At 39.3% G+C, this 6664-nt stretch carries 8 protein-coding genes and 1 pseudogene; 4 read left to right on the top strand and 5 right to left on the bottom strand.

Going from position 1 to position 6664, the window contains the following annotated elements:
* Positions 1–108: 108 nt before the first annotated feature.
* Positions 109–198: pseudogene (locus RAC86_RS33335) on the top strand (SMI1/KNR4 family protein); the annotation flags it as partial.
* A gap of 262 nt (positions 199–460) precedes the next feature.
* On the opposite strand, the gene bla reads toward RAC86_RS33335, so the two are convergent.
* Positions 461–1381: a class A beta-lactamase gene (gene bla / locus RAC86_RS33330; RefSeq protein WP_198878690.1), complete on the bottom strand. Its 921-nt coding sequence runs from the start codon at positions 1379–1381 to the stop codon at positions 461–463.
* A gap of 225 nt (positions 1382–1606) precedes the next feature.
* On the opposite strand from bla, the gene RAC86_RS33325 reads away from it, so the two are divergent.
* Positions 1607–2239, top strand: a complete 633-nt coding sequence (locus RAC86_RS33325; RefSeq protein ID WP_377886536.1) for a type 1 glutamine amidotransferase family protein — start codon at positions 1607–1609, stop codon at positions 2237–2239.
* A 263-nt stretch (positions 2240–2502) separates the two neighbouring features.
* Positions 2503–2934 carry a hypothetical protein gene (locus RAC86_RS33320; protein WP_377886535.1) on the top strand — a complete coding sequence of 144 codons (432 nt, stop codon included), beginning with the start codon at positions 2503–2505 and terminating at the stop codon, positions 2932–2934.
* 172 nt (positions 2935–3106) lie between these two features.
* Here RAC86_RS33320 and RAC86_RS33315 read toward each other — a convergent pair whose 3' ends face one another.
* Positions 3107–3985, bottom strand: coding sequence for a DMT family transporter (locus tag RAC86_RS33315; protein WP_277737197.1), 879 nt, complete (start codon positions 3983–3985; stop codon positions 3107–3109).
* A gap of 100 nt (positions 3986–4085) precedes the next feature.
* On the opposite strand from RAC86_RS33315, the gene RAC86_RS33310 reads away from it, so the two are divergent.
* Positions 4086–4958 (top strand): LysR family transcriptional regulator, encoded by an 873-nt coding sequence (locus RAC86_RS33310; protein ID WP_004399248.1) that lies wholly within the window; start codon positions 4086–4088, stop codon positions 4956–4958.
* Positions 4959–5073: 115 nt separating this feature from the next.
* Here RAC86_RS33310 and RAC86_RS33305 read toward each other — a convergent pair whose 3' ends face one another.
* The 3 genes from RAC86_RS33305 to RAC86_RS33295 form a co-directional block, all read right to left on the bottom strand.
* The gene (locus RAC86_RS33305) at positions 5074–5868 is read right to left on the bottom strand and encodes a DUF817 domain-containing protein (RefSeq protein WP_070549131.1); all 795 of its coding nucleotides are present in this window, start codon (positions 5866–5868) and stop codon (positions 5074–5076) included.
* A gap of 105 nt (positions 5869–5973) precedes the next feature.
* Positions 5974–6228: a helix-turn-helix domain-containing protein gene (locus tag RAC86_RS33300; protein WP_377886533.1), complete on the bottom strand. Its 255-nt coding sequence runs from the start codon at positions 6226–6228 to the stop codon at positions 5974–5976.
* A gap of 9 nt (positions 6229–6237) precedes the next feature.
* Entirely contained in the window at positions 6238–6663 is a 426-nt protein-coding gene (locus RAC86_RS33295) for a DUF2975 domain-containing protein (RefSeq protein WP_377886532.1), read from the bottom strand.
* Position 6664 lies beyond the last annotated feature (1 nt).

The following is a 6664-nucleotide window of genomic DNA, read 5'->3' as shown; positions in this document are numbered from 1 at the left end:
AAAAAAATTGTTGAATTCTCATATAGATAACCTCTGAGACAACAAATGTTGTTCTATTGCATTGAAACTGCCAGTGACCAATATCAAGTTCAGTTATGTTAATTCAAGTGGTTTGATATGTTAGTGTCTTCGAACGAGACGAAATATTGGGAAGAGAGTCCGAATATCAATGAGTATTACAAATTGGTCACAGAATAAGAGACTTAAGAGAGTTGTCTGCATTGTATGTTTACTTGAAGGAGAAGAAAACGGATTTTAGGGTGCTTAGTCTTAATTCTTGTCAGGTCAAACTTTACTTGTTCCATAAAATGAAAACTTGCCGTTAATTATAATAACGTTTAATTTTGTGGTGTTTAAATATATGATTCTAGAGGTCCTATGAAAGAACCGTTCATCAAAAAATGAACGGTAGGGGTTAAAAAAGTAATGTCTTTTCCTTTGTGGCAAAAGGCTAAACATATTATTTGAGATCGTTAAAGACGACTTTTGCAGCCTCAGCGATAAGAGCATTATCATAATTAGCATCTTTCGTAAAGCGGTTTGACAGAATTGCCAAAACAATAGGAGCTCTGTTAGGAGGCCAAACGATAGCAATGTCGTTTCGTGTCCCGTAACTTCCGGCTCCGGATTTATCGCCAACTTCCCATCCTATTGGAGCGCCTGCCCGAATCAGTTCGTCACCAGTAGCATTGCCTCGCATCCAATCGGTTAAGATCGTGCGTTTGTCAGTCGTGAGCGTGTTATCTAAAGTGAAAGCTTTAAGATCGGTTGCCAGTGCTTTTGCGGTGCTGGTGTCACGAATATCACCAGGAATCGCAGAGTTTAGATCCGTCTCGAATCGTTTAGCTTTCGTTACATGATCCCCAATCTGTTTCAGTGACTTTTCAAAACCTTTAGGGCCGCCAAGCTGTTGCAACAAGATGTTCCCAGCGGTATTATCGCTGTAACGTATAGCAGCTTCCGAGATTTCTTTTAGGCTCATGCCTGTATCTAGGTGTTTCTCTGTGATTGGAGAATATGTAACAAGATCGTCCTTGCTGTAGTGGATGACTTCATTAAGTTTTTCAATTGAGTTTTTCTTCAGGACAGCAGCTGCGGCTAGAACTTTATAGGTTGATGCGTAAGCAAATCGCTCATTCGGCCGATAGGCGATTGTCTTGTTTGAACCTGTATCAATTGCATAAACACCAAGCCTGGCATCAAATTTTTTCTCAAGTTGAACAAATTTTTTATTCGTTATACAGCTTGCCATGTTTGTGTCTTCTATGGATTTTGCTTCGGCATGCGTTGAGCTGTAAAAAGGTGTGAAACCAGTAATGCTTAAACATAAAAGCCCAACACATATTCCGAATTTTATTGACGCTTTATTTTTCAACTTCATCAAGCCTCCTCATTCAAATGATTTTGTATTACCTTTGAAATGTTCCCCATGACAGTTAGTGTAACAAACCCCTTTGCGCTAGTAAACATAGAATCAATTGATCTTATATTTTTATAAGTTGGGAGAACAAGGGCATAAGAATAGAATCAACAAAAAAGCTGACAATGGCTGTCAGCAAAGTCATCTATTAGAAAGCTTTATCAATTGTGATTGGAGTGTTATTGGATGCAAACGAGAAAAGTTTATCTCTACGTATTTCACACAATGTCAGACTGGGAATATGGATATTTAATTGCGGAACTAAACTCAGGGAGATACTTTAAACAAGATGCAGCATCTTTAAAAGTAGTTACAGTAGGGGTTAATAAAGAAATGATAACTACGTTGGGAGGATTAAGCATAAAACCAGATATTTCTCTTGATGAGTGTACTCTTGAGAGTCAAGATCTTATCATTTTACCCGGAGGAAACACTTGGGGAGAAGATATTCATCAGCCGATCTTGAAAAAAGTTGGCGACGCTTTAAAGCTCGGCACGACTATTGCTGCAATTTGTGGGGCAACCTTAGGCCTCGCGAATGAAGGATACTTAAATTCGAGAAAGCACACAAGCAATGACCTAGACTATATGAATATGGTCTGCCCTAATTACAAAGGAGAAACATTATATGAAAAGGGGCCTGCAGTATCTGAAGAAAATTTGGTTACTGCATCAGGAATTGCTCCTCTGGAATTTGCGGTAGAAGTATTGAAAAAATTAGATGTATTTGCACCAGATACATTGCGTTCATGGTATAAGCTATATAAGACTCAAAAGCCTGAATACTTTTTTGAGCTAATGAATACAATAAATCGATAGAAAACACTTTAGCAGTTTTTTGTAGTGCTCCTGAACTTATGGGAGCATTTTTTATATGTGTCTAGGAGCTATATAAAGAAATGCAGAAACTTTTAAAAAGAATATAGATTGGTAGGCCTTATTTCGAATAGAGTTTGATTTGGGTTAAAACTGTTCTTATTAAGGCTCATTTCATGGTGCTATAGATTCATTTGGAGAAGACTGTCTTGATCAGAAAAGACCCTTCCAATATATTGAAGTAAAAGATATCGGGAGGAACTCTTTTGAAAAAGATGATGATGTTAGCTTTTACATTTCTTTTGGCTTTGACTGTCCATGTAGGGGAAGCTTCGGCCGTTATCGTGAAAGATGAGGAGAAAGTGAGTTTTACAATGACAGAGAATGAAAAATGGTTTATGAAGTCTGATGACCTAAATTCAAACCATTGGACATCTCACTTTGGGTACAGATTCACCATTTTCGATACTGAAGGATGTACAATTAACGCAAGAATCATGCGAATGACTTTGTCAGGATATGAAATAACCGTTAGTGAAAAAAACTTCTCGGGGGATCATTTTGATTTTAGTGCAACTGATCGAGTTGAGACGATGCCTTATAAGACTCATTATTTGATTTTGACAAAAGATCCAGATTGCGGAGATGTTAAAGTAAAAGGTCTATACGGTTTTCAGTTTGATCAGCCAGAATGGTAATAAAAAAGTATCTGGATTCTCACCAGCCTAAACGCCAGCCAAGCTAATGTCTACATGCAGACATTAGCTTTTTTCATTGTTTAATAGGCTGTCGTCACGATTCTAGAAGACTATCTCGTAATAGTCGTCTCCTGTCACATGAAGCCCAAATGACAGGGGAAATGTATATCATTCACACTTTCCGTCGTGAAAATGTAAATGTATTCATAAAAATCCCGCAACATATCAGCAGTGCGCCGAGGATAATATTGATGGTGATCTGTTCGTGCAATTGCAGCCATCCAAAGAATAGGGCCAATACGGGAACAAACATTAATGCCATGGATGCTTTTGACGCTTGGATTTGATTGAGCACCCAAAACCATACGACAAAGGTAAAGCCGGTGGAAAGCAAGCCATTAAACAGCAATGACCACACCGCCTGATATGTCCACTCGGCTGAAGGGACCGGCTCAAATATAAAGGAAAACACTAATAACATGACGGCTCCCATCATAAGGTGCCAGGCATTCATGTGAATAATATCGATATGCTTGAATTGTAGCTTGCTGAACACATTCGCGATTCCCCAGCTAAGCGCTGCTGCAAGGACACACAGCTCCCCAAATAAAGCGCTTTGATCGATATTGAGCATTTCCTTTCCAAATATAAATAACAGTCCGAAGAGGCCGCAGACCAGTCCCAGCGTTTTATACACATTCATCTTCTCGTTTAATGTAAAATGGCTGATCACCGTAACAAATATAGGCATCGTATATACCAAAACAGAGGTTTTCCCTGAATCGACAAACTGCATTCCATACGTCAAGATCCCCATATAGCCCAGCCCCATCAACAGGCTCATGATGATATAGCTTTTGAGATGTTCTTTTTTAATTGAAAGCTTTTTTCTTTGGATGAAGAGAATGAGAAATAAAGGAACTGCTCCGATGAACAGGCGCAAACCCGAAAATAAAAGCGGGGGGATGTCATGAATTCCTACTTTCATCGCAACCCAAGTATAACCCCAAATAAGTGTGACAGATATGATTCCCAGCATAACTTTTACCATAATGAAGCCGCCTTTCTTGTTTAAATATCGTGCTGGTTTCTATCATATGTTACATTTATGTATAACTGAAATACATTTTTATTATTGGGGGTATAACCAAATGGTTATGAATATGAACCATCTTCACATATTTGTAAAAGTCGGGGAGAAATTGAATATTACAGAAGCGGCAAAAGAATTGTTCATCTCTCAGCCGGCGGTAAGCAAAGCGATAAAAAACCTGGAGAGCTCACTGCAGCTCAAATTATTGATCAGGGATAAACATCATGGTTTAATGCTGACTGACATCGGAAAAGAAATATTGCTGCTTGCGAGGCAAATGAAGGGAATTGAAAGCAAAATATATCAAGTAGCCAACCGGGAAAACAAGCTGTTAAACGGGAAGGTGAAAATCGGTTCATTTCCTGCAGTTTCAACAAATATCATGCCACAGGCGATTGCTGCATTCAGATCAAACTACCCGCTGATCCGCATAGAATTGATCGAAGGAACCTCTGACCAAATAAAAGGATGGGTTGAGGATCGGACGGTTGATATCGGGATCGCAGCATCTCCATTTGAACCGTTTGAAAATCAGCTATTGTGTAACGACTATATGGTGGCCGTCATCCCGCCGCAGCGTGACGAATTAAAACTTGAAAAGCATGTCGACCTTGAAACATATCAAGATGACCTCATTTTTTGTAAAGGCGGTCATGAAATCGCGATGTCAAACGCATTTTCGCAATACAACATCGAATTAAAGGAAAACTTAACTGTGCAAAATGCCGAAACCTTGATTAATATGGTCAAAAATAACTTGGGTATCGGCATCATTTCAAACTTTACACTTTCATCCGTCCCGCATCAGTTGATTAAAAAGGACATCTTTCCTAGGGTCACACGCGATATTGGCGTCATCGCACATTCATTTGAAGAGATAACGCCGGCGGCGCATGAGTTTGTCAAAGTGTTGAAAGCAGTTGTAATCTGAATCAGTTATCGTGTTGCGATGAAATTTGAAGAAGATGAATACTCACCGGCAGAGTTACATAAAAGAAAAAAGCAACCATTTGAACGTTGCTTTTCTCTATTTGGGACCTTGTATGCTAAGAAAAAGATTCATCCATCTCTGCCTTTGTGGGACTCTGCTCCTTAACTTGTTTTAATGATGCTACTATAAGAAAGCTAACAATCACTAGCAAGAGCCATGAACTTACCTTTCCAAGGTGTACAAGACTCCATGTATCGATTTGGTTTGGATATTTCCAAGCTCCAAAAAACGTAGCGATATTTTCCGCTATCCATATAAAAAATCCGATGAGTACAAAAGAAAGTGCGAGCGGCATACGGTAACGAGCTCCATTCACCTCGTATGTAACCCATGTTTGCCAAAAGACAATGATGACAAGCCCAGATAACCACCACCGAATATCTATAGAAAAATGGTGGGTGAAAAAATTCAAATAAATCGCTGCGGCAAGCGGAACAACTGCAAAAAAAGGCGGCCACTTAACCAGCTCAACCTTAAGCCTTCTCCATGCCTGGCACAAATAACTGGCTACACTTGCGTACATAAAACCGCTATACAAAGGTACTCCAAATATTTTGGAGTATCCTTCTTCTGGATAAGACCAGGAGCCCATATGGACTTTAAAAAGTTCCAGAGCAAGCCCAATGAGGTGGAATAATGTGATCACTTTTAATTCATCCCGTGTCTCAAGACCGGAACGCACCATCCACAATTGCATGAGAACGCAGATAATGAGCAGCCAGTCATACCGCGGCAAGAAGGGCAGTGGGATGATTTGCGTAATAGCCAAAGAGGCAAAAATAACGGCAGGAAACAAACATGAAAGGGCTTGTTCCCAGCCAAAATGGACGATTTGTTTTATGGCTCTCATGATGTATGCCTCCTCCATAGTTGTGTTCTTCGTGTATGAAAGGGACGCTTAGTATAGCAGCTAGATGGATATAAGTTTATGTCCATAAGCTCACCGCCAATCACTTTATGTTTCTGTTGATCCTTCATATTTTTTCTTTGCGAATCCTGTGTCTTCATCACTTCGGTATTCCAATATATCACCGGGCTGACATTCTAAAGCCTTGCAAATCGCTTCTAAAGTTGATAATCGAATAGCCTTTGCTTTTCCGTTTTTCAATATCGAAAGATTAGCCATGGTGATGCCAACTCTCTCTGAAAGCTCTGTTACGCTCATTTTCCTCTTAGCAAGCATCACATCGATGTTGATAATAATCGCCATGTCATCACCTCAGACCGTTAAGTCATTTTCTGATTTTATATCTATCGCTTCTTTTAACAGTTTTTGAAGAACAGCAGCAAAGACCGCAATCACCATTGAAGCAAAAATAATAACCAATCCGATCACAATGATACCCGGGGCGTCGTCTATCTCGGCGATCAGATAAAAGACAGGCATGCCTGCTGCGTAAAAGATACTGATAGTGACTGCGCAATATTTTATATTCTTCAAAGCTCTTACAGACAAACCAGAGAAAGCTTTGTTTTTGTCAATATAGCTTAAAAGTTTGAACGCTTGATAAAGAGCAAAGTAAAAAGGTATCGCAGTTACATACAAATAGATGAAAACGAGATATTTTATATAAGCGATATTTGGAAATAATTCTGCTGAATAGTTGGCTATCTTAGGCACTAAAAAAATGCATAAAGCAAGAATT

Source organism: Bacillus sp. LR_5 (assembly GCF_042709275.1).
The sequence above is the reverse complement of the archived record's forward strand: the minus strand, read 5'-3'. Positions and strand labels throughout refer to the sequence as shown.